This is a genomic window from Dermacoccus barathri, assembly GCF_015070805.1.
Classification (GTDB): Bacteria; Actinomycetota; Actinomycetes; order Actinomycetales; family Dermatophilaceae; genus Dermacoccus; species Dermacoccus abyssi.
Genome location: NZ_JADCTK010000007.1, coordinates 38072 through 59279 on the forward strand (window position 1 = coordinate 38072; position 21208 = coordinate 59279).

The following is a 21208-nucleotide window of genomic DNA, read 5'->3' on the forward strand; positions in this document are numbered from 1 at the left end:
CGTGGCATACCCACACGAAGGCAGCGAACCGCAGTTCCGGCCGAGCGCCGACTTCCAGGTCACCGAGGGCGATCGGCGGATCGGCCTGTGCTTCGTCGGGGACAGCTACGTCAACGGCTACGGCGACCCCAAGGCCCTCGGGTGGGTCTCGCGCGTCGTGGCGCGCACCCCGCACGACGGCTCGGCGCTGACGACGTACAACCTCGGTGTGCGCGGCGAGAGCTCCTCCGACGTCCTCGCCCGCTGGCGCAGCGAAACGGCCCTGCGGTGGAAGAACTGCAACGAGCGACGCCTCGTCATCGGCTTCGGCACGAACGACGTCGCGCAGGGCATGACGACGGCCCGCTCGCGCCTCAACCTCGCCAACATCCTCGACGACGCGTCGACGAACGGCATCGCGACGTTCGTCGTCGGCCCGCCGCCCACGAGCGACCCCGAGCTCAACGCGAAGCTCGAACTGCTCGTCGACGCCCACGCCGACGTCTGCGCGCGCCGCGGCGTCACCTACGTCGACTGCTTCCGCCCACTGCTGGGGCACGACCAGTGGCAGTCCGACCTCGCCGCGAGCGACGGATACCACCCCGGCCAGGCGGGCTACGGCCTCATGGCTTGGCTCGTCCTCCACGCGGGGTGGCAGGACTGGCTGAGCCTTCCCTAGTCCTGTCTTCCGGCGCGCCTACCTCGCAAGCTCGGTAGCCTCGCTCGGTGCGACAGGCCTTCGGGCCTCACGCTTCACGCGCTCTGCGTGACGACCTCGCAAGCTCGGTCGTCGCATGGGGCGCGTTCGCGTTCGGGCGCGTCCCCTCCCAGCGTGGTCGCGTCGGCCGTGCGCAGGGCACCGGGTCCGTGGTGCCCTCACGAACCCGCATGGGACACGGAATCCGCATGACCATCCGATGTTGCCTTCAAAACGAGGCACCTGTGCCCACATGCCCGCTCAACATCGGAATGGGCCCGGCGAACTCCAGGGGCGCGAGCGTGCCTGAACGGCTGTCGCACCGAGTCAGGCCCCCTCGGGGCCTGGCCGGAAGACGGCCGGAAGGAGGGTCAGTACGCGCCGTCCCTCGCGAGCACTGCGCAAACGGTCTTGAAGAGAATGACGAGGTCGCCGGAGAGCGACCAGTTCTCGACGTAGTAGAGGTCCTTGCGGACCGATTCTTCCCAGGAGAGGTTGGATCGTCCGCCGACCTGCCAGGGGCCGGTGATACCCGGCTTCACGTTGAGGCGGCGGTGGACGTGCGTCTCGTACCCGTCGACCTCTTGCGGCAGTGGCGGGCGCGGCCCGACGAGAGACATGGAACCGGCGACGACGTCGAACAGCTGGGGCAGTTCGTCGAGGCTGTAGCGGCGCAGGACGTTGCCGACGCGGGTGATGCGTGGGTCGTCCTTCATCTTGAACAGCAGGCCGGAGCCCTCGTTCTGGGCTTGCAGTGCGGCGAGGCGCGCTTCGGCGTCCAGCACCATGGAACGGAACTTCGTCATCTTGAACGGGGAGCCGTTGACGCCGACGCGTGTCTGACGGAAGAAGATGGGCCCCGGGCTGTCGAGGCGCACGGCCAGAGCGATGAGCAGGAGCAGCGGCGAGAGCAGGAGCAGCATGCCAATGGCGACGACGACGTCGAAGAGTCGCTTGAGCGAGTACTTGAGGCCGCTGTAGCGCGGCATCTCGACGCTCATGAGCGGCAGGCCCTCGATCGGACGCCAGTGGATGCGCGGGCCCGCGACATCCGTCATACGGCTCGCGAGCGCCAGACGAATGTCGGTGTCCTCGAGTTGCCACCCGAGTTCGCGAAGCTGCTTGCGGTTGACGCGGTTGTGACCCGCGACGATGACCATCGACGCGTGGTGGCTGTGCACGGCCGGCACAACATCGGCCAGCCCACCGATCTGCGGCACCACCAGTCCGTTGGCCAACTCGAAGGTCGGAACATCGTGAGTCTCGGTGGCCACCCCGCGCACGACGAGGCCGGCTTCGGGGTTACGGGTGATACCCTCGGCGACGTAGCGAACCTCTTGCGGCGAGCCGACGACGATGACGCCGTCGACGAGCCGGAAACGACGGCGGCGATTGACGATCCAGCGCCGGACGAGCGCACGCTCGATGAGGAGCAGCACGAGCCCGAGTGGGAGTGCGATGGCGAGGAAGCCTCGCGCCACCTGGAGACGAAGTAACTCACTGACGATGGCGAGCGCGCCGAACGTACCGAACGTCGCTCGGACGATGCCTCGGTACTCGTCGGAGCCGATGGCCAGGGCGTCGACGTGGTAGGCCTGGTTCCACTGGAGCGCCGCGACCCATCCCACGACGAGGCTGACAACGACGGCGACATACAGCTTGAACTGACCGTCGACCGCTTCGAGGGACGTCTCGGCCGTCCAGAATCGTGCGAAGAAGGCTGCCACCACACTGAACGTCACGACGGCGAGGTCGAGAACGAACAGGACGAGCACGATCTTGCGTCGCCAGTCGCTTCGCGGGGAAGCTCCCTGCTTCGCGGTCGGTGTCGTCATGGTGGTGTCAGGATTCCTCGGTCTGCCTGGGAGAAGTGGTGGGGCACGAAGCATCTTAGCGCTCACTATGCGACTCGACCTATTCCTGACTTCGAGCCACGGCGAACGCCTTGACGGGGTCGCAAATACGACCTGAACCGGCGTCCAACGCAGGCTGGGGCGGCGTCCAGCCCAAAAAGGTCACGATCGGGAACACAAATGCGCGTAGTTCTTCCACGGCGCCAAACCGGGTGGCACTCTTAACCCACAACTGGGACGAGCGACTCGTCCCGTCCGCGGAAGGATCCTCCATGCGTACCACCACTTCGGCCGTCGCCGCTTTCGGCGCCGCCGCACTCCTGCTCTCCGGCTGTGGCTCGGACTCGCTCGATGACTCGAAGGACTCCGGTTCGGGGGGTTCGTCCTCGTCCTCGAGTGCGGCCCCGGCCGTCAAGAAGGACGATGCGCTCGCCAAGCTTGTTCCCGCCGACATCGCGAAGATGGGAACGCTCACGGTCGGCACCGACGCCTCCTACGCCCCCAACGAGTTCACGGCCGCGGACGGCAAGACGATCCAGGGCATGGACATCGACCTGCTCAAGGCCGTCGCCGCGAAGCTCGGCCTGAAGCTCACCTTCCAGAACGGCGGCTTCGACTCGCTCATCGGCGGTGTCACGTCGAACAAGTACCCGCTCGCCATCAGCTCCTTCACCATCAACGAGAAGCGCATGCAGCAGGTCTCGATGGTCCAGTACTTCAACGCCGGCACGTCGTGGGCCACCGCCAAGGGCAACCCGAAGAAGGTCGACGCCGACAAGGCCTGCGGTCTCACGATCGGCGTCCAGAAGGGCACGGTCCAGGCCGACGACGACCTGCCGGCCCGTAACAAGAAGTGCGTTGCCGAGGGCAAGAAGGCCAACAAGCTCGTCGTCGAGGCCGAGCAGTCGAAGGTCACCGCCGACCTCATCGCGGGCAAGGTCGATGCGTTCGCCGCCGACTCCCCCATCACGGCGTGGGCTGTCGCGAAGAACGAGGACAAGCTCGAAAAGGTCGGCTCCGTCTACGAGGCCGCCCCGTACGGCATCGTCGTCGCGAAGGACCAGACGAAGTTCGCCGAGGCCCTTTCGAAGGCTCTCGAGTCTCTCGAGAAGGACGGCACCTACAAGAAGATCCTCGAGCAGTGGAACAACGGTGACGGCGCCGTCAACGAGTTCCCGGTGAACCCGAAGGCCTGATCACACCCCATGTCTGGTTCCACCCCGACCCCCGCCCCGGGCGAGCAGCGGCCCGGCGTCATCGACGCCAAGCCGGTGCGACACCCGGGGCGCTGGGTTGCCGTCGCCGTCATCGCGATCGTCATCGCGATGATGATCAGTTCGTTCGTCACCAACCCGAAGTGGGACTGGCCGTTCGTCTTCAAGGTGATGAACTACTCGCCGGTGCTCGAGGGCCTGGCCAAGGGCACCATCATCGTCACTGTCGCGTCGATGATCATCGGCGTCACCCTGGGCATCCTCCTCGCGATCATGCGCCTTTCGGACAACCCCGTCCTGCGCGGCGTCTCGTTCGTCTACACCTGGTTCTTCCGCGCGGTGCCGCGTTACGTCCTCATGGTCATCCTCGGCCTCGGCGTGCTGTACCTGTACCCGACGCTCGACATCGGTGTGCCGTTCATGAAGGACTTCGGCCTGACGTTCTACTCGCTCGACGTCAAGACGATCAGCTCGGGCATCACCGTCGGCATCATCGGTCTCGGCCTGTCCGAGGCCGCGTACATGGCGGAGATCGCCCGCGCGGGCATCCTGTCGGTCGACAGGGGTCAGCGTGAGGCAGCCGAAGCGCTCGGCATGGACAGCTCGAAGACGATGCGCCGCATCGTCCTGCCGCAGGCCATGCGCGTTATCGTGCCGCCCACCGGCAACGAGGCCATCTCCATGGTCAAGGACACCTCGCTGCTCGTCGCCGTCCCTGTGTCGGCCGAGCTCTTCTACCAGGCGCAGGTCGTCGCGAACAACACGTACAAGATCATGCCGAGCTACTTCGCCGCGCTGCTGTGGTACCTCATCATCTGCTCGGTGCTCATGCTCGTGCAGGCCCGCCTCGAGCGGAAGTACGGACGCGGCTTCGGCGGCGCGGCGACGGACGGCGGTCTCATGACCAAGGTCAAGTCACTGAGCTTCGGGTGACGGGGTGAACATGGAAGGCAACATGAACAAGCCACTGGTCCACGCCGTCAACGTCGGCAAGTCGTTCGGCAAGAACGAGGTGCTCAAGGGCATCGACCTCGACGTCCACCCCGGTGAGGTCGTCGTCCTGCTCGGCCCCTCAGGCTCGGGCAAGACGACGTTCCTGCGCTGCATCAACCAGCTCGAGACGATCGACGCCGGCCGCATCTGGGTCGACGACGATCTCATGGGATACCGCGACAAGGAAGGGCAGCTGTACCGCCTCAAGGATTCCGAGATCGCGGCCCAGCGTCGCGAGATCGGCATGGTGTTCCAGCGCTTCAACCTCTTCCCGCACATGACGGCGCTCGAGAACGTCATGGAGGCGCCTGTGCAGGTCAAGGGGGTTTCCAAGGCGGAAGCGAAGTCGCAGGCCGTCGACCTGCTCGAGCGGGTCGGTCTCGGTGAGAAGACCGGGCACTACCCGAGCCAGCTCTCCGGCGGTCAGCAGCAGCGTGTCGCCATTGCGCGCGCTCTTGCGATGAAGCCGAAGCTCATGCTGTTCGACGAGCCGACGTCGGCCCTGGACCCCGAGCTCGTCGGCGAAGTCCTGTCGGTCATGAAGGAACTCGCTCGCGAGGGCATGACGATGGTGGTCGTCACTCACGAGATGGGTTTCGCCCGTGACGTGGCCGACCGGGTCGTCTTCATGGACGCCGGGGTCGTCGTGGAGACGGGCCCGCCGCTGGAGGTCATCAACAACCCCCAGCACGAGCGGACGAAGTCGTTCCTCGCCCGCATGCGCTCCGAGCACGAAGCCGTCGCGGCGCTCGTGGCCGACGAGGCCGTCTGACCCGAGACGGCGCTCAGCGCGAAGCCCGGCTGCTCCCCTACCCTGGGGTCATGCAGCTGGGCTTCGTCGTCGTCAGGGGTCGATCGATGGAACCCACGTACGTCGACGGCGACGTGCTGCTCGCCGCCTACGGCGCGCCCCCGCGGGTCGGCGATCCTCACATCGTGCGGCTGCCGGACGGGCCGGACGGGCCGCGCCCCATCGCCGTCAAGCGCGTCACCTCACGCGGCTCCGACGGCTGGTGGGTCGAACGCGACAGCACCCGTGAGGGTGTGGATTCCTGGCTGGTCGGTGCGCTCGCCAACGACGCGGTGCTGGCACGGGTGCTGTGGCCGCGAAAACCGCGCCATGTCGCGGCAATGCGACGCTGTCGCACCTTGGTTGCCACCTTTCGGAAGAAGCGAGAAAAGCGATAGGTTGGAACCAGAGTTGCTGTTCGGCAACTGTCCACCACCAGCAGAAGGAGTTCCCCATGCTGAAGCGTTTCTTCGCGCCCACCACCGAGGTCTCGGCCCACTGCGACCTGCCCTGCGGCGTCTACGACCCCGCCCAGGCCCGTATCGAGGCCGAGTCGGTCAAGGCCATCATCGCCAAGGTCGCTGACAACAACGACCCCGATTTCCGCACGCGCGCCGTCGTCATCAAGGAGCAGCGCAGCCAGCTCGTCAAGGAGCACCTGTGGGTGCTGTGGACGGACTACTTCAAGCCGCCGCACTTCGAGAAGTTCCCCGAGCTCCACACCCTCATCAACGAGGCCACGAAGCTCGCCGGTGCCACGGGCACCAAGGGTGAGTTCGACGCCGGCAAGGCCGACGAGCTCCTCGCCAAGATCGACCGCATCGCGGAGATCTTCGCCGAGACGAAGAAGGGCTGACCCTTCGCCGCTCGCGTACTGCGCAACGAACGGCCCCGACACTGCCTGCGTGGCAGGTCGGGGCCGTTCGGCGTCTTGGCAGGAATCCGGCGATGTGGTCGCCGGCCTCGCATGTGACAGAATGGACAGGTTGGCCCCCGACTTTCGGGGGGAATTAACCCCGACACAGGGAGTTCACGATGAGCAAGCGCGCACGCAAGCGTCGCTCGCGCAAGGGCAAGGGCGCGAACCACGGTAAGAAGCCCAACGCCTGAGCGTTGATGCAGTGAGTCACGAAGGCCCGCTCCCCATTCGGGGTGAGCGGGCCTTCGTCATGGCTTCGGGGCGTCAGTTCTCGTAGCGCACCTGGGTGTAGCTGTAGCTGATCTGCGTCATGATCACGGACCGGAGCTGCTCCGGCGCCTGCTCACGGCCACACGCTCGCTTGACGAGCTTCTTGAGCAGCATGTCGCGCTCGTACTCCGTCAGGCACGGCGGGCAGTCGAGCAGGTGCTGACGCAGCTCCTCGTACTCCTCCGCGGAGAGTTCACCGTCGATGTAGGAGTAGAGGTTGGCGACGTAGTCGGGGCATTTGTCGCTCATTCCTTCGTCTCCCCCTTCGACTCCTTGAGGAAGCCGCGCTCACGCGCGTAGTCCTCGAGCTGCTCACGCAGGAGCTTGCGTCCGCGGTGCAGGCGCGACATCACGGTGCCGATGGGCGTGTCCATGATCTCGGCGATCTCCTTGTACGGGAACCCCTCGACGTCGGCGTAGTACACCGCCAGGCGGACGTCCTCCGGAAGGTTCTGCAGAGCGCGCTTGATGTCGTTGTCGGGCAGATGGTCGAGAGCTTCGTTCTCGGCCGACTTCAACCCGGTGCTCGAGTGCGCCTCGGCGCGGGCCAGCTGGTAGTCCTCCACCTCGGCAGCATCCGACTCGAGCGGCTGACGCTGCTTCTTGCGGTAACTGTTGATGTAGGTGTTGGTCTGGATGCGGTACAGCCACGCCTTGAGGTTCGTGCCCGGCTTGTACTGGTGGAAGGCCGCGAAGGCCTTCGCGAACGTCTCCTGGACGAGGTCCTCGGCGTCGCTGGGATTGCGCGTTGTGCGCAGGGCGGCGCTGTAGAGCTGGTCGAGGTACGGCATGGCATCGCGCTCGAAACGCGCGGCGCGCTCCGCCGGGGTCTCCGTGCTCGGGTCGGTGGCGGCGGAGTCCGTGGAGCTCTCGGCGTCGACCGTGGTGTTCTCACTCATCGCCTTCAACCCTAGCGCGGGTCGCGACGCGGCACGAGCGCGTTGCGGGGGCGTGGCCGCGAAGCCGACCCCAAGGCTCAGGCCGGACGGCTCCACCGGCACCACAGGTGTGACAAGCATCCTGATTCACTTTCGGTTCCTCGAAAGCCCGCGGGCGGGCTTGCTGTTCGCTCACGTCAACAGGAGGTGGATGAACGTCATTCCCGAAAGGGAATTCGGCCGAGGACAGGCTCGTGTCACTCAATCGGACGCACCCTCACTCAGAGAGGTTCGTCAGCCAGCCTCGAACCGCGTCGACGACATCGGTCGGGTTCTTGCTGAAACCGTGCGGCCCCTGGACGCCGACGACCTGCGCACCTGGAACGGCGTCGCGCACCGCGTCGGGTCCGCCGAACGTGTCCGTCGCGCCCTGCACGACAAGGAGCGGGATCTCGGCCTCGACGACGCTCTGTGCTTCACTCGTGCGCCACTTCTCGGGCACGTCGAGCTTGCCCGGCGGCATGAGGGGGAACGCGAGTGCCACGACGGCGTCCGCGCCGCACTGCGCCGCCGTGCGACAGGCGACACGGGCCCCGGCCGAGCGTCCGCCCTGCACGAACCGGCCCTCGATCTCCCCCGCCGCGCGTAGGTGCTCGATCACGGCGAGCCACGCTTCGTCGAGGGTCTTGGGTGGGGTGGCGAGGCGCCGTCCGGCGACGACCCACGGCTGGTCGACGAGCACGACGCGCCTGCCGTCGTCGGCCAGCGCCGTGAGTCCGTCGAGATCGGGGGTGTTCGTGCCCTTGCCGGCTCCGTGGCCGAGGACGAGCGTGCCGTCAGCGGCGCCGTTGGGGTCGACGACGTAGACGCGGGCGGTGCCGCGGAGTGTCTCGACGTCGAGCCTGCGGTGGGCGCGGGTCGGCGGAACGGACGTCGCCATCATCAGCCTCCGATGATCTCGCCGGTGACGGGATCGAGGACCCCGACGAGCTGGTCGCTCGGCAGCGGGGTGAGCAGACCGGGGCCGTTGTTGCGCGTCGCGCTCACCGCGCTGGAGATGGGATACGCCTCGAAGGGTGAACTGTCCCCCGGGCGCAGGAAGGCCGCCACGTCGGCCTCGTCGGTGAGCGACGGGTCGAGCCAGTCGTCCCACTGCTCCCGCTCGAGGCTGAGCGGCTGACGGTCGTGGATGCGGTCCAGCCCCTCGCCCGCGCTCGTCGTGATGATCGAGAAGGAGACGACCCACGCGTCCGGGTCGCCCTCGGGCAGCGTCCGGTCACGCCAGAACTCGTAGATGCCGGCGAACGCGGTGTCGTGACCGTCGGTGCGGTGCATGTAGAACGGCTGCTTGCGCGGCTTGCCCTTGGCGTCGTGCGCCACCGGCGAGACCTGCCACTCGTACCAGCCGGCGGCCGGCACGAGGCAGCGGCGCGCCTTCGCGGCCTTCGCGAACGAGGCCTTGTCCAGCAAGGTCTCGGCGCGCGCGTTGATCATCCGCAACCCGACCTTCGTGTCCTTCGACCACGACGGCACGAGACCCCACGTGAGGTGGCGCAGCTGCCGGGTGGGCTCGCCGCGGCTGCCGTCGTCGAGCTTGCTCGCACGCGTGAGCACGACGGGCGCCTGCTTTGTCGGCGCCATGTTGTAGTCGGGCGCCCCCACCGGCGGTTCCTGCGCCGAAACGAGGAGCGAACGCGTCGCTTCCCCACTCGCGTCGACGTCCACCTCGAACTCCTCGACGAGCTCACCCGCCCCGGCGCTGGCCGCATACCTGCCACACATGAGTCCCAGCGTAGGGGCATCGTCCGGAAAACGTTCCGGCCCGGGAGGTCGCGACGTCGCACGACGCCGACTAAGTTGGAGGTAGAGATCATTCGACCAAGGAGGACACGATGCCCATTCGTCGTATCGCCCGCGCGGCTCTCGCCAGCTACTTCCTCAACGAGGCTGCCAAGGCGTTCAAGAACACCCAGTCGCAGGCCGAGGAGGCCGCGCCGTTCGTCGAGTTCGTCAGCCGCGAGAGCGGCAAGAAGGTGCCGAACGACCCCGAGCTCGTCGTCAAGGCCCAGGGCGCCCTCATGGGTGGCGCCGGTGCCGCGCTCGCGCTCGGCAAGTTCCCGCGCCTTTCGGCGGCGCTGCTGACGCCGACCGTCGGTGCGAACGCCTACATGCACGACGCCTTCTGGGCCGAGAAGGACCCGGCCGCTCGCGGCCGCAAACAGTCGAACTTCTTCCGCACCGTCGCGATCGTGGGCGGAGTGCTGCTCGCGGCCGCCGACACCGCGGGCAAGCCGGGCCTCGCCTGGCGCGCCTCGCACGGCGTGAAGACCTCGCGCCGTGAGGCCGCCCGTGCGGCCAAGACTGCCCGTCGCGAGGCGAAGCTCCTCGCCGCCCAGGCAGGAAACGCGCTTCCCTCATGACCCCTGGTAGTCCCGTGACGACCGACTGGCCCGCCCCCGTGGCGCGCCGGTCGGTCGTCGGCACGTTCAGCGTCCCCGGTTCCAAATCCCTCACCAACCGCTACCTCGTCCTCGCAGCGCTCGCCGACGACGAATCGCTCCTGCGAGCGCCACTGCGCTCCCGCGACACGCTGCTCATGGCCGAGGCCCTGCGCAGCCTCGGTGTCCGCGTCGACGACGTCGAGGGCGACTCCCCCGAAGGCGCCGACTGGCACGTCGTGCCCGGTGACCTGCGGGGGCCTGCGAACGTCGACTGCGGCCTCGCCGGCACCGTGATGCGGTTCCTGCCGCCGGTCGCCGCGCTCGCCGACGGCCCGGTCACCTTCGATGGCGACCCGCACGCCCGCAAGCGCCCCATGGGCCCCGTGCTCAAGGCCCTCATCGAGCTGGGCGTACCTGTCGAGGACGCCGACGGTGGCCCCGCGAGCGCCCTGCCGTTCACAGTGCGCGGCCAGGGCCGCGTGGACGGTGGCCGCGTCGAGGTCGACGCCTCCACGAGTTCCCAGTTCGTCTCCGCACTCCTCCTCGCGGGCGCGCGCTTCAGCGAGGGCGTCACGGTCGTTCACACCGGCGAGGCGCTGCCGAGCATCCCGCACATCGACATGACCGTCGAGGTGCTGCGCGACGCGGGCGTCGTCATCGAGGTCGACGAGAACGACGGCGCCTGGAGCTGGACCGTCGAGCCGAGCGACATCCGTTCCCTCGACGTCATGGTCGAGCCCGACCTGTCGAACGCCGCGCCCTTCCTCGCGGCTGCTGCCGTCACCGGCGGTGAGGTGTCCATGGCGGACTGGCCCACGTACACGACGCAACCGGGCGACCAGATCCGTGACGTGCTCGAGCGCATGGGCGCCACGTGCACCCTCGACCGTGAGGGTCTGCGCGTCACCGGCCCGCAGCAGCTGCGCGGCATCGACGTCGATCTCGCGGAGGCCTCGGAACTGACGCCCGTCGTCGTCGCGCTTTGCGCGTTGGCCGACGGTGAGTCGCGCATCCGCGGCGTCGCCCACATCCGCGGCCACGAGACCGACCGCCTCGCCGCGCTCGCGGCCGAGTTCGGCGCCCTCGGAGTCGACGTGTCCGAGACCGAGGACGGCCTCGTCATCCGCCCGCGCCCTGCCGACCAGTTGCGTGGCGGCTTGTTCCGCACCTACGACGACCACCGGATGGCCATGGCCGCCGCCGTGGTCGGCCTGCGGGTTCCGGGCGTCGTCATCGAGAACATCGCGACGACCGGCAAGACCCTGCCGGAGTTCGACCGACGCTGGAGCGCACTCGTCTCCGCGAGCGCCGAAGCCCACTGACGTGGCAGGTCGCAACTGGAGCGAGGCCGACGTTCGGGTACGCCCGGGCCGCAGGAATTCGCGCCCGCGCACGAAGGATCGTCCGAAGCACGAGGACGCCGTCGTCGGCATGGTCATCGGTGTCGACCGTGGCCGCTGGTCGGTGCTGCTCGACGGTCGGCGCATCACGGCGATGCGGGCACGCGAGCTGTCCCGCACGCCCGTCGTCGTCGGTGACCGCGTCGCCCTCGTCGGAGACACGAGCGGCAACGCCGGCACGCTCGCGCGCATCGTGCGCGTCGAAGAACGCACGAGTGTCCTGCGGCGAACGGCCGACGACACCGACCCGTACGAGCGCGTCATCGTCGCCAACGCCGATCAGCTCGTCATGGTGACGGCGCTCGCCAACCCGGAACCGCGCACCGGCCTCATCGATCGGTGCCTCGTCGCCGCGTACGACGCGGGGCTCGACCCGCTGCTCGCGCTGACGAAGGCCGACCTCGTCGACCCGGCCGCCTTCCTCGCGAACTACGCCGCGCTCGACGTGCCGTACACGGTGACGTCGGCGCAGGAACTGAGCGACGACCAGCGCGAGGAGCTCATCGCCTCCAGTGGCCGAGTGCCCCGTCGTCTCGACGGGCTGGACGAACTGCGCGAACGGCTCGCCGGTCGCGTCAGCGTGCTCGTCGGCCACTCCGGCGTCGGCAAGTCAACACTCGTCAACGCGCTCGTGCCCGACGCGGCGCGCACGACCGGGCACGTCAACGACGTCACCGGTCGCGGTCGCCACACGTCGACGTCCGCTGTTGCCCTCGAGTTGCCCGGCGGCGGTTGGGTTATCGACACCCCGGGCATCCGCTCGTTCGGCCTCGCGCACGTCGACCCGACGACGATCGTCGAACACTTCCCCGATCTCGCGCCGGGCACCGCGAACTGTCCACGCGGTTGCACGCACGACGAGCCGGACTGTGCCCTCGATACCTTCGTGGCCGAAGGTGGGGCCGGTGAGAGCGGGCAACAGCGGTTGGAGTCGTTGCGGCGTCTCCTGCGCTCCCGGGACGTCCCCGACAAGGACGAGCACATGGAACGGCGATGACGCCGCCGACGGAGCAACGACGCACCCGAGTTGCCGAAGAGGCAAGTCGCGTCGCCGGCGGCGTGCGCACGCTCGGCGAGGCTCTCGCCCGCCTGCTCCAGCCGGCGGCCCACCGCCTCGGACTCGTCGGTGCGGACGTCGTCCCGCTGCTCGTGCTCCTCGTGTGCGCCGTCGTGCTCTTCGTCGGCCTCGCCGGTGGCGCTGAGGTCTACGAGGGCGTGCGTGAACGCGGCGATCTCGCCCGCTTCGACGAGCCCGTTCTCGACTGGGCCGTGAGCCACCGCAGCGGCGGGCTCGACTCGGCCGTCACCGCCTTCACGCATCTCGGCGGGCCGGTCTATTTCCCGATCATCCTCGTGGTTCTCCTCGCGGTGTTCACATGGCTGCGGCGCACCGCGTCCCCCTTCCTCGTCCTGGCGCTCGGGCTCGGCTCGGCTCTGGTCTTCACTGCAGCGGGCAAGGACATCACAGCGCGCTCTCGACCGCCGCGTGCCCTCGCGGTGCCGCCCTACGAGTCCTCGCCATCGTTCCCGAGCGGCCACACCGTCACCGCCACCGTGACGGCGGTGCTCTTCGCCTATCTCGTGTTCCTCACCGCCCGCTCACGACGGGTGCGCACGGTCGCCGTCGTGCTGTGCTCGCTGTGGGCCCTGCTCATGGGACTCTCGCGCGTCTTCCTCGGCCACCACTGGCTCACCGACGTCATGGCCGGCTGGTGCCTCGGTGTCGCGTGGGGCGCACTCGTGATCGTCGTCAACACGGCACGGCTCCTGCTGCGCACCCGCCACCGCCGCCTCGACGACGCCGGCGACACGCCTGTCGCCGGCTGACGGAGCACGCGGCGAGAGGGGGCACCCGCGCCGACCGGGTAGCGTGACGGGGTGACCCCCATTCTTCGAGAAGCCAGCCCGTACCACGACGATCTGCGGCTCGCCCACGTGCTCGCCGACTCCGTCGAGGAGATCACGATGGGACGCTTCGGCGCGCCCGACCTGAGCATCGAGACGAAGCCGGACCTCACCCCCGTCACGGAGGCCGACCGTGAGGCCGAGCGCGTCGTTCGGGAGAACCTCAAGCGCGCTCGCCCCCGCGACGCCGTCAAGGGCGAGGAGTTCGGCGAAACGGGCAAGGGCCCGCGTCGATGGATCATCGACCCGATCGACGGCACGAAGAACTACGTCCGCGGCGTGCCGGTCTGGGCCACCCTCATCGCGCTCGTCGACGGCGACGAACCCGTGGTGGGCCTCGTCGCGGCGCCCGCGCTGCACCGACGGTGGTGGGCGGCCAAGGACGCCGGCGCCTGGACCGGCCGTAACCTCACGAGCGCGACGCAGATCCATGTCTCCAAGGTCGACTCGCTGGCCGACGCGTCCCTCAGCTACTCCTCCTTCAACGGCTGGGCCGAGCGGGGCAAGGACATGGACCTGTTCCGCCTGAGCAAGGAGGTATGGCGCTCACGGGCGTACGGCGACTTCTTCTCCCACATGCTCGTCGCGCAGGGAAGCGTCGACATCGCGCCCGAGCCGGAGCTCGAGGACTACGACATGGCGGCACTCGTGCCCATCGTCACCGAAGCCGGCGGGCGCTTCAGCGGTCTCGACGGACGCGACGGCTGCTGGAGCGGCAACGGCGTCTCGACGAACGGCCTGCTCCACGCCGAGGTTCTCGCGCGCCTCGGGGACAATTCCCCGGCGCCCTCCCACATCCCGAGCGAGTGACACAGCATCCTCCGACACGACGAAGGCCCCAGCCGTTTCCGGCGGGGGCCTTCGTCGTGTCGCTGGGACGCAGATCAGTTCTTCGGCGTCTCGATCTGCGCCGGCTCGTCCTTGGCCTCGATGGCGTGGTTGGTCTTGGACTCGGCCAGCAGGCCCGGCACCTCGACGCTCGGGCGGTACTTGTCGCCCAGTTCGTCGATTGCGAGGCGCGCGTGAACCTGCTGCTCGGTGGCCGTGCGCTCGTCACGGTTGTCGCCGAGGAAGGCCAAGGCCCAACTGATCATTGTCGTCAGACGCGACTTGAAACCGATGATGTAGAACAGGTGCACGCCGAGCCACATGAGCCAGGCGATGAAGCCCTCGGTCTCGAGGCGACCGACCTTCGTCACGGCGGAGAAGCGCGAGATGGTGGCCATCGAACCCTTGTCGAAGTACTTGAACGGGCCCGGGGACGGCTGGCCCTTGACACGCGCGAGGATCGACGTCGCGGCGTAACGGCCGCCCTGGATGGCTACCTGCGCCACGCCGGGCAGCTTGTTGAGGCTCATCATGTCGCCGACGACGTAGATCTCCGGGTGGCCCGGCAGCGACAGGTCGGGCTGCACTGCGATACGACCCGAGCGGTCGACCTCGGCACCCGTCTTCTCGCCGAGCAACTTGCCCAGCGGGCTGGCCGCGACGCCGGCGGCCCACACCTTGCACACCGAGTCGATGCGCGTGACGGTGCCGTCCTCGGTCTTCATCTCGATGCCCGTGGCATCGACGTTCGTCACCATCTGGCCGAGGAGCACCTCGACGCCCATGCTCTCGAGCTGCCCCTGGGCCTTCTTGCCGAGGTTCGCCCCGAACGGCGGCAGCACCTGCGGTGCGGCATCGACGAGGACGACGCGGGCGTCCTTGGGGTTGATGTGCCGGAAGTCGTCGGCGAGCGTGCGGTTGGCGAGTTCGCTGATCTGACCTGCCATCTCGACGCCCGTCGGACCGGCACCGACGACGACGAACGTCAGCAAAGAGCGCACGTCGTCCCACTGGCCGGCGGCCGCCGCGAGCTCGGCCGTCTCGAAGGCGCCGAAGATGCGTCCGCGAAGCTCGAGTGCGTCGTCGATGCTCTTCATGCCCGGCGCGAACTGGGCGAAGTGGTCGTTGCCGAAGTACGACTGGCCGGCGCCCGCGGCGACGATGAGCGAGTCGTAGTCGTAGACCTGAGTGGAGTCGAGCAGTTCGGCCGTGACGCGCTTGGCATCGACGTTGATGTCCGTGACCGTGCCGATGAAGATCTCGACGTTCTTCTGCTTCTTGAGCACCTCACGCGTGCTCGGGGCGATGACACCCTCGCTGAGGATGCCGGTGGCGACCTGGTAGAGCAGCGGCTGGAAGAGGTGGTGCGTCGTCGACGAGACGAGCACGACGTCGACGTCCTCGTCCTTGAACTTCGTCGCGGCGAAGAGGCCGCCGAAGCCGGAGCCGACGATGACGACGCGGTGGCGTCCCGTGGACTTCTTCTCAATCTCCATGAATTCCTCGCACATCTCTCGCGGCGCGTCTCGCCTGGCCCGAGCACGCACTCACGCACTGCCGCCAAGCTTACTCACCCGCGCGGGCGGGTCGTGGGGCGCACCGGCCGGTAGGGTAGCCCTGAAACAGGTGTGCCGGGACGAGATTCGACCCGTGCGCACGAGGCCAGGACGAGTCAGACGATTCGGTCGCGCCACGCGACACGAGACGACGGAGTGTGCGATGAACGGCGAGCACAACCAGAGGCAGCCCCACGCCATCCAGTGGAGTGCCCCGCAGCCCGGCGGCGCCGAACCGGCGTGGCAGGGCCCGAGCCCCGACGCCCCCGCAGCGAAGGCCCCCGAACCGACGCCCCCGCAGAGCGAGGCGGCGCCCGGCCTCGGCGCCCAGGGCAACTGGGGTTATTCGTCCGAGGCGTCTCACCCGAACCAGCAGGGTGGGCAGGAGGGCGCACGCGTGCCCCGCCGCGACGAGGCGGGGCACGGCGAAGAAGCATCGGCGCCCCTTGGTAACCCGTGGGGCTTCGAGCCGAATGCGGGTTCGGACGCCGGAGCCTCGCGCTCCTTCCCGTCCGATGCCCAGTCCGCATCCGCTCCTGGCTGGGCCGGTGCGGCGGGCAGCGGCTCCACCGCCGAGGAGATCTCGAGCTCCCACCCCGACAACGCCGGATACGGCTGGTCGGGTGTATCAGGCGCATCGCGCTTCGACGCCCCGGATCGCAGTGACCACGCGCCACGCGCGAGCGACCCCTCGTCGGATTCCGCCTCACACGGTGCGTACGGGAATGAGTCGCGCTACGAGAGCGCACCGCCCCAGGCCGAATCTGCTCGCTCCTACGAGAGCGCACCGCCCCAGCAGCCGCGTGACGGTGGCGACACCGGCGGCTCCCGGCCCGAGCGGAACGAGGGATCCTCGTCCGCGAGCGCGGCGCCGGCCAGCTACGCCTCGGCGCCGAACCTCGGCCAGACCGGCGCCGACAGCTCGGCCAGCTCGGCCGCCACGCCGCAGGAGTACGAGTCGAACCCGCCGCAGGTCATCGGTCAGAACGACGACCTGCCGGACGACTCCCTGACGATCGGACGCAGCCGCAGTAACAGCATCGTCCTCGACGACATGCTCGTCTCGCGTCGTCACGTCGTCATCACCGCCGACGAGGAAGGACTCCTCCTGCGCGACCTCGGCTCGCGCAACGGCACCTTCGTCAACGGCCGCCGCGTCGAACAGACGCACCTGCACGAGGGCGACCGCATCGGCATCGGCGCCTCGACGTTCGAGGTGCGCGACGGCTGGCTCGTCTCGGTCTGATCGCCACGCGACCGCCGGCGGGCGTGCACGCCGGTGGTCAGCTTCGTTCGAGCACGTACCAAAGGGGAAGGACGAGCGTGAACGACGCTCAGCAGGAGCTGCACATCGAGGTGGAGGGGCGCCGCATCCGGCTGTCCCCAGGTCAGAGGTTGACGTTGGGGCGTGATCGGGCCGCGGACGTGCCCCTCGCGAACGCCGACGTCTCCCGCCGTCACGCAGAGATCCGTCATGAGAACGGCTCGTGGCAGCTTCGCGACCTCGACAGCTCGAACGGCACGTGGGTCGGCGGACACCGGGTGCGCGGATATGTCGCACTCCGTGGCGGCGAGAGTGTTCGCCTCGGCGGTGAACGCGGCGTCCCGTTCCGGGTCGGAATCTCGGCGGCCCCCGCAGAACGCACGGGCTCGAACACGAGCGCCACCGAGCACGCCGGCACCGGTCCCGTTTCCGCACCCATGCCGCGCGCCAAGACCTCCTCCGGTGACACTCAGGCCACGCACACGGGTGGCCCCACGGCGGCGAGCGGCCCGCTCCCCAGGGCCGCTGCTCCGGCCAACCAGGACGGTTCCGGCGTCACGACGACCGGGCCCATCCGTCTCCCCCGCCCGCCACGGGCCCCCGAACAGCGCCGCGCGACGGGCGACGTCTTCCAGGGCTGGAGTGGGCAGGTCGAACCGCAGCCGACCGGCCGCATGACCGTCCAGGGTGCGGCTCCACAGGCCATGAACGCGCCGACCGGCACCATCACCATCGGCCGCGGTCTCGAGAACGAGATCGTCATCAAGGACCTGCTCGCCAGCCGCCAGCACGTACGTCTCGTCCCCCAGGGCGACTCGTTCGCCGTCGAGGATCTCGGCAGCCGCAACGGCACCTACATCAACGGTGCTCGCATTCACCGCGGAACCCTGCGCGAGGACGACCTGCTCGCCGTCGGCCGCACACGCTTCACGCTCAAGCAGGGCCGACTCGTCGCGAGTGAGGACGAAGGTGACGTCAGCTTCGTCGCCAACCACCTCTCGTTCGTCCTGCCCGACGGCAAGAAGCTGCTCGACGATGTCAGCTTCGGCCTCGAAGGTTCGAGTCTCGTCGCCGTCATCGGCCCCTCCGGCGCCGGAAAGTCGACGCTGCTCAAGGCCCTCATCGGTGCGCAGAAGGCCACCGAGGGCGAGGTCTACTACGACGGCCGTGACCTCTACGACAACTACGAGGATCTGCGCCACCGCATCGGTGTCGTGCCCCAGGACGACGTCGTCCACCCGGAGCTGACGGTCCGCCAGGCCCTGCGCTACGCCGCCGAGCTCCGGTTCCCGGACGACCTCGACAAGGAGCCGCGAGAGGAGCGCGTCGAGGAGGTCATCGACGAACTCGGCCTCACGGCGCACGCCGACACCCAGGTGGCGCGCCTGTCCGGTGGTCAGCGCAAGCGCACCTCGGTGGCTCTGGAGCTGCTCACCCGCCCGTCGCTGCTCTTCCTCGACGAGCCGACCTCGGGCCTCGACCCGGGCCTCGACAAGCGTGTCATGCTCACCCTGCGCGGCCTCGCCGACGGCGGCCGCACCGTCGTCGTCATCACCCACAACGTGGCGAGCCTCGGCGTGTGTGACCGCGTGCTCATGCTCGCTCCGGGAGGCAAGGTGGCCTTCTTCGGCCCGCCCGAGGAGATGCTGCCGTTCTTCTCCGCGTCTGACCACGCCGACGTGTTCAACACCGTGACCGACGACCCGGAGCGCTCGCAGGACACGTTCCGCCGCTCTGCGCTCATGGACAGCCACGTCTCCGCGCCGCTCAGTGCACCTCGCTCACCGGCATCGACGACCGAGGACAAGGCTCCGCGCCAGCAGACGATCGGACGCCAGCTGTCGACGCTCATCCGCCGTCAGTTCCGCGTCATTGCGGCCGACCGGGGCTTTGTCGGATTCATGCTCCTGCTGCCCATCGCGCTGGCGGGCCTCGCCATGCTCGTGCCGGGCAGCCACGGGCTGCACACCGTCTTCTTCGAGAAGGAAGTCGCGGCCGCAGGGGGTGATCCGAGCAAGGTCACGCTGACCCCCGAATCGAGTCAGATCATGACGCTCATCGTCATGGGTTCGGTGTTCATGGGCCTCGCCGCGACGATCCGAGAACTCGTCGCCGAGCGACCGATCTTCCTTCGGGAGAAGGCTGTCGGCCTCTCCCCGTTCGCCTACATCGGGAGCAAGGCCGTCACGTACGGTCTGCTCATCGCCGTGCAGTGCGGCGTCATGGTGGCCCTCGTCATCCTCGGCAAGGGTGCTCCGGACGCAGCGGTCACCCTCGGCAGCCCGATTCTCGAGACCTACCTCATCGCGTTCCTCACCGGTCTCGCGGCTGTCGGTATCGGCCTCGCGCTCTCGAGCTTCGCGAAGACGAACGAGCAGGTCATGCCGATGCTCGTCATCGTCATCATGGGCGCCCTGGTGTTCTCCGGCGGACTGTTCGACCTCAACTCGGCGGCCATGCGCGCCATGGGCAGTATCTTCCCGAGCCGCTGGGGTCTCGCGCTCGGCGCACAGACCGCCGACGTGCACCAGAGCCTCACCATCCCCGGGCGCGAGCGTGAGTGGGATCCGTTCTGGCTGCGCGACAGCAGCAAGTGGGCTCTCGGCGCTGCCATCCTCATCGTGCAGTTCGTCGTGGCCTTCCTCGTGGCCCTCGTGAGCACGCGCCGCCGCAAGAGCATGTGACGGCTGCGCGGGCGCCTCAGTAGCGCAGGTCGCTCCAGACGCCCGCGTGGTCCGTGCCCTCCACGGTGACGATGCCCGCCTGCTCCGGCACGAAGCCGCGGGTCAGGATGTGGTCGATCTGGCTGAAGGCCGGGATCGAGCCGCCCATCGGCCACGTGGGGCGCCAAGCACCGTGGACGTGCGGATAGGCGTCCACCATCCCGCGGGACAACTGTCGGAACGCGGGGTGGGCTCTCGAGGCGTTGAAGTCCCCCGCCATGACGACGTGCTCGGCTGTCCGCTCACGCTGCCACTCCCCCTCCGCCCGTAGCTGGGGACGCCACTGCGCGACACCGTCGCGAAGCGGCGGGTAGGTGTGAACGCCCTTGACGACGATCTGTGCACCCGGTGCGTGCACGCGTACGACAGGCGACTGGAGATCCCACGGGCCGAGCTCGGTGTCGGCGTCCAGCGTCTCGGTCGGGAACCTCGACAGGATCACGGTCCCGCGTGAGCCGTCGTCGATCATGCCGCGTGAGCGGTGCGGAAAGCGCTGGGCGAGGCCTGCGTCGTCGAGGGAGCGCAGACGCGCCGTCGTCATCTCGACGAAGACGACGACGTCCGGATTCGTCTCGCGAACCGCCTCCATGACGGCGGCCGTTTCCGCTTGTCCCAATTCGCTGTTGAGGGAGAGCACACGAAGATGGTGATCGCCGGCCCTGGCTGCGACCTCGCCTGGCACGTCCGGGTGACTGCTCAGCGCGACGCCGGCAGCGAGTGTGCTCACCACGAGCGGCACCAGCGCGACGAAGCTCGCTCGTGTTCGCACGACGAGCGTGAGGGCGAGGCAACCGAACGCAGCGATGATCCACCCCGGTGTGAGGGCCTGAAGGACCGGCACGACGTTGCCGGCGAGAACATCAACCCACATGAGGGAAGCGAGCAACGCCACCCCGAGCGACGCGGCCGCCACGAACCGGCCGGCGGTACGCCGCAATGGCGGAACTCCACGACCGCTCGGACCGACACTCTGCCGCTGAGCCGACGCCGTGAAATCAGCGGGGCCGGACCCGCTCATCCGCGCAAGACCTGTCGCAGTCGGTCCATCTCCCGACGGTCCTTCTTCGTCGGACGCCCGGCACCGCGGTCGCGTACGGGCACCTGCGGGATGACCTCGCGGGGGCGCTCCGGGGTGCGGTCGTCGTAGCAGCGTGCCGCGACGGGGGCGCCGACGCGCTTGCTGATGAGGTCCACGACCCCGAGGATCCGATCGAAGCCGTGCTGACGAACGCGCACCTCGTCACCGACGGAGACGTTCGTGGCGGGTTTCGCGCTCACACCGTTGATTCTCACGTGACCGGCCTTGCAGCCGCTCGTCGCGGCCGAGCGTGTCTTGTAGACGCGCACGGACCACAGCCACACGTCGACGCGGACGCTGCCTCGCTTTACAGGAGTGCTCACCCGCTCAGCCTAGGCAGGCAGGCTGCGGCCCGACTGCATGTTCGCTCCGAGAACGCCCCTGGAGCCTCGAGGAGACGCAAAGACGACGTCCGCTCCT

General features: G+C 68.5%; 22 protein-coding genes. 14 read left to right on the forward strand and 8 right to left on the reverse strand.

Annotated elements, in window-relative coordinates:
- Window position 1: 1 nt before the first annotated feature.
- The gene (locus IM689_RS12790; RefSeq protein ID WP_187038073.1) at window positions 2-658 is read left to right on the forward strand and encodes a GDSL-type esterase/lipase family protein; all 657 of its coding nucleotides are present in this window, start codon (window positions 2-4) and stop codon (window positions 656-658) included.
- A 389-nt stretch (window positions 659-1047) separates the two neighbouring features.
- On the opposite strand, the gene IM689_RS12795 is transcribed toward IM689_RS12790, so the two are convergent.
- On the reverse strand, window positions 1048-2511 hold the full coding sequence (locus tag IM689_RS12795; protein WP_165357824.1) for a sugar transferase: 1464 nt from the start codon (window positions 2509-2511) through the stop codon (window positions 1048-1050).
- Between the two features lie 290 nt (window positions 2512-2801).
- Here IM689_RS12795 and IM689_RS12800 point away from each other — a divergent pair, with 290 nt between their 5' ends.
- The 6 genes from IM689_RS12800 to IM689_RS15160 all read left to right on the forward strand — a co-directional run bounded on the left by IM689_RS12800 (window position 2802) and on the right by IM689_RS15160 (window position 6636).
- Window positions 2802-3725, forward strand: a complete 924-nt coding sequence (locus tag IM689_RS12800; protein ID WP_129662691.1) for an ABC transporter substrate-binding protein — start codon at window positions 2802-2804, stop codon at window positions 3723-3725.
- A 9-nt stretch (window positions 3726-3734) separates the two neighbouring features.
- Window positions 3735-4676 carry an amino acid ABC transporter permease gene (locus IM689_RS12805; RefSeq protein WP_129662689.1) on the forward strand — a complete coding sequence of 314 codons (942 nt, stop codon included), beginning with the start codon at window positions 3735-3737 and terminating at the stop codon, window positions 4674-4676.
- 22 nt (window positions 4677-4698) lie between these two features.
- On the forward strand, window positions 4699-5508 hold the full coding sequence (locus tag IM689_RS12810; protein WP_129662687.1) for an amino acid ABC transporter ATP-binding protein: 810 nt from the start codon (window positions 4699-4701) through the stop codon (window positions 5506-5508).
- A gap of 50 nt (window positions 5509-5558) precedes the next feature.
- Window positions 5559-5924, forward strand: a complete 366-nt coding sequence (locus tag IM689_RS12815; protein WP_193644294.1) for a S26 family signal peptidase — start codon at window positions 5559-5561, stop codon at window positions 5922-5924.
- 56 nt (window positions 5925-5980) lie between these two features.
- The gene (sodN, locus tag IM689_RS12820; protein WP_193644295.1) at window positions 5981-6382 is read left to right on the forward strand and encodes a superoxide dismutase, Ni; all 402 of its coding nucleotides are present in this window, start codon (window positions 5981-5983) and stop codon (window positions 6380-6382) included.
- A 179-nt stretch (window positions 6383-6561) separates the two neighbouring features.
- Window positions 6562-6636, forward strand: coding sequence for a 50S ribosomal protein bL37 (locus IM689_RS15160; protein ID WP_369798754.1), 75 nt, complete (start codon window positions 6562-6564; stop codon window positions 6634-6636).
- 73 nt (window positions 6637-6709) lie between these two features.
- On the opposite strand, the gene rsrA is transcribed toward IM689_RS15160, so the two are convergent.
- From rsrA to IM689_RS12840, 4 genes are all read right to left on the reverse strand, one after another.
- Window positions 6710-6964 carry a mycothiol system anti-sigma-R factor gene (gene rsrA / locus IM689_RS12825; protein WP_047310275.1) on the reverse strand — a complete coding sequence of 85 codons (255 nt, stop codon included), beginning with the start codon at window positions 6962-6964 and terminating at the stop codon, window positions 6710-6712.
- Entirely contained in the window at window positions 6961-7614 is a 654-nt protein-coding gene (locus tag IM689_RS12830; RefSeq protein WP_193644296.1) for a sigma-70 family RNA polymerase sigma factor, read from the reverse strand. The genes rsrA and IM689_RS12830 overlap by 4 nt, the downstream gene beginning before the upstream one ends.
- Before the next feature lie 256 nt (window positions 7615-7870).
- Window positions 7871-8533, reverse strand: coding sequence for an alpha/beta hydrolase family protein (locus tag IM689_RS12835; protein WP_227484841.1), 663 nt, complete (start codon window positions 8531-8533; stop codon window positions 7871-7873).
- Between the two features lie 2 nt (window positions 8534-8535).
- On the reverse strand, window positions 8536-9375 hold the full coding sequence (locus IM689_RS12840) for an SOS response-associated peptidase (protein WP_129662678.1): 840 nt from the start codon (window positions 9373-9375) through the stop codon (window positions 8536-8538).
- A gap of 110 nt (window positions 9376-9485) precedes the next feature.
- Here IM689_RS12840 and IM689_RS12845 point away from each other — a divergent pair, with 110 nt between their 5' ends.
- Genes IM689_RS12845 through hisN form a run of 5 tightly spaced genes read left to right on the forward strand, consistent with a single transcriptional unit; the run spans window position 9486 to window position 14149 of the window.
- Window positions 9486-10013 carry a DoxX family membrane protein gene (locus tag IM689_RS12845; protein ID WP_129662676.1) on the forward strand — a complete coding sequence of 176 codons (528 nt, stop codon included), beginning with the start codon at window positions 9486-9488 and terminating at the stop codon, window positions 10011-10013.
- Window positions 10010-11356, forward strand: a complete 1347-nt coding sequence (gene aroA / locus IM689_RS12850; RefSeq protein ID WP_129662673.1) for a 3-phosphoshikimate 1-carboxyvinyltransferase — start codon at window positions 10010-10012, stop codon at window positions 11354-11356. Before IM689_RS12845 ends, aroA begins: the two co-directional genes overlap by 4 nt.
- Before the next feature lies 1 nt (window position 11357).
- Entirely contained in the window at window positions 11358-12431 is a 1074-nt protein-coding gene (gene rsgA, locus IM689_RS12855; protein ID WP_129662671.1) for a ribosome small subunit-dependent GTPase A, read from the forward strand.
- A complete protein-coding gene (locus tag IM689_RS12860) occupies window positions 12428-13261 on the forward strand; it encodes a phosphatase PAP2 family protein (RefSeq protein WP_193644298.1) in 834 nt (277 codons plus the stop codon). Before rsgA ends, IM689_RS12860 begins: the two co-directional genes overlap by 4 nt.
- Before the next feature lie 60 nt (window positions 13262-13321).
- Window positions 13322-14149: a histidinol-phosphatase gene (gene hisN / locus IM689_RS12865; protein WP_193644355.1), complete on the forward strand. Its 828-nt coding sequence runs from the start codon at window positions 13322-13324 to the stop codon at window positions 14147-14149.
- Window positions 14150-14223: 74 nt separating this feature from the next.
- Here the strand turns inward: hisN and IM689_RS12870 are convergent, their stop codons facing one another.
- A complete protein-coding gene (locus IM689_RS12870; protein ID WP_193644299.1) occupies window positions 14224-15663 on the reverse strand; it encodes an NAD(P)/FAD-dependent oxidoreductase in 1440 nt (479 codons plus the stop codon).
- Between the two features lie 223 nt (window positions 15664-15886).
- On the opposite strand from IM689_RS12870, the gene IM689_RS12875 reads away from it, so the two are divergent.
- Complete coding sequence (locus tag IM689_RS12875; protein ID WP_193644300.1) at window positions 15887-16969, forward strand: FHA domain-containing protein; 1083 nt, start codon at window positions 15887-15889, stop codon at window positions 16967-16969.
- Window positions 16970-17046: 77 nt separating this feature from the next.
- On the forward strand, window positions 17047-19671 hold the full coding sequence (locus IM689_RS12880; protein WP_231579485.1) for an FHA domain-containing protein: 2625 nt from the start codon (window positions 17047-17049) through the stop codon (window positions 19669-19671).
- A gap of 16 nt (window positions 19672-19687) precedes the next feature.
- Here IM689_RS12880 and IM689_RS12885 read toward each other — a convergent pair whose 3' ends face one another.
- Window positions 19688-20647 carry an endonuclease/exonuclease/phosphatase family protein gene (locus IM689_RS12885; RefSeq protein ID WP_193644301.1) on the reverse strand — a complete coding sequence of 320 codons (960 nt, stop codon included), beginning with the start codon at window positions 20645-20647 and terminating at the stop codon, window positions 19688-19690.
- 77 nt (window positions 20648-20724) lie between these two features.
- Entirely contained in the window at window positions 20725-21111 is a 387-nt protein-coding gene (locus tag IM689_RS12890) for an RNA-binding S4 domain-containing protein (protein WP_129662659.1), read from the reverse strand.
- Window positions 21112-21208: the final 97 nt, after the last annotated feature.

Coding starts and splice junctions, on each gene's coding strand:
- IM689_RS12795 (WP_165357824.1), bottom strand. CDS start 2,511: ATGACGACACCGACCGCGAAGCAGGGAGCTTCCCCGCGAAGCGACTGG.
- IM689_RS12800 (WP_129662691.1), top strand. CDS start 2,802: ATGCGTACCACCACTTCGGCCGTCGCCGCTTTCGGCGCCGCCGCACTC.
- IM689_RS12805 (WP_129662689.1), top strand. CDS start 3,735: ATGTCTGGTTCCACCCCGACCCCCGCCCCGGGCGAGCAGCGGCCCGGC.
- IM689_RS12810 (WP_129662687.1), top strand. CDS start 4,699: ATGAACAAGCCACTGGTCCACGCCGTCAACGTCGGCAAGTCGTTCGGC.
- IM689_RS12815 (WP_193644294.1), top strand. CDS start 5,559: ATGCAGCTGGGCTTCGTCGTCGTCAGGGGTCGATCGATGGAACCCACG.
- sodN (WP_193644295.1), top strand. CDS start 5,981: ATGCTGAAGCGTTTCTTCGCGCCCACCACCGAGGTCTCGGCCCACTGC.
- rsrA (WP_047310275.1), bottom strand. CDS start 6,964: ATGAGCGACAAATGCCCCGACTACGTCGCCAACCTCTACTCCTACATC.
- IM689_RS12830 (WP_193644296.1), bottom strand. CDS start 7,614: ATGAGTGAGAACACCACGGTCGACGCCGAGAGCTCCACGGACTCCGCC.
- IM689_RS12835 (WP_227484841.1), bottom strand. CDS start 8,533: ATGGCGACGTCCGTTCCGCCGACCCGCGCCCACCGCAGGCTCGACGTC.
- IM689_RS12840 (WP_129662678.1), bottom strand. CDS start 9,375: ATGTGTGGCAGGTATGCGGCCAGCGCCGGGGCGGGTGAGCTCGTCGAG.
- IM689_RS12845 (WP_129662676.1), top strand. CDS start 9,486: ATGCCCATTCGTCGTATCGCCCGCGCGGCTCTCGCCAGCTACTTCCTC.
- aroA (WP_129662673.1), top strand. CDS start 10,010: ATGACCCCTGGTAGTCCCGTGACGACCGACTGGCCCGCCCCCGTGGCG.
- IM689_RS12860 (WP_193644298.1), top strand. CDS start 12,428: ATGACGCCGCCGACGGAGCAACGACGCACCCGAGTTGCCGAAGAGGCA.
- IM689_RS12870 (WP_193644299.1), bottom strand. CDS start 15,663: ATGGAGATTGAGAAGAAGTCCACGGGACGCCACCGCGTCGTCATCGTC.
- IM689_RS12875 (WP_193644300.1), top strand. CDS start 15,887: ATGAACGGCGAGCACAACCAGAGGCAGCCCCACGCCATCCAGTGGAGT.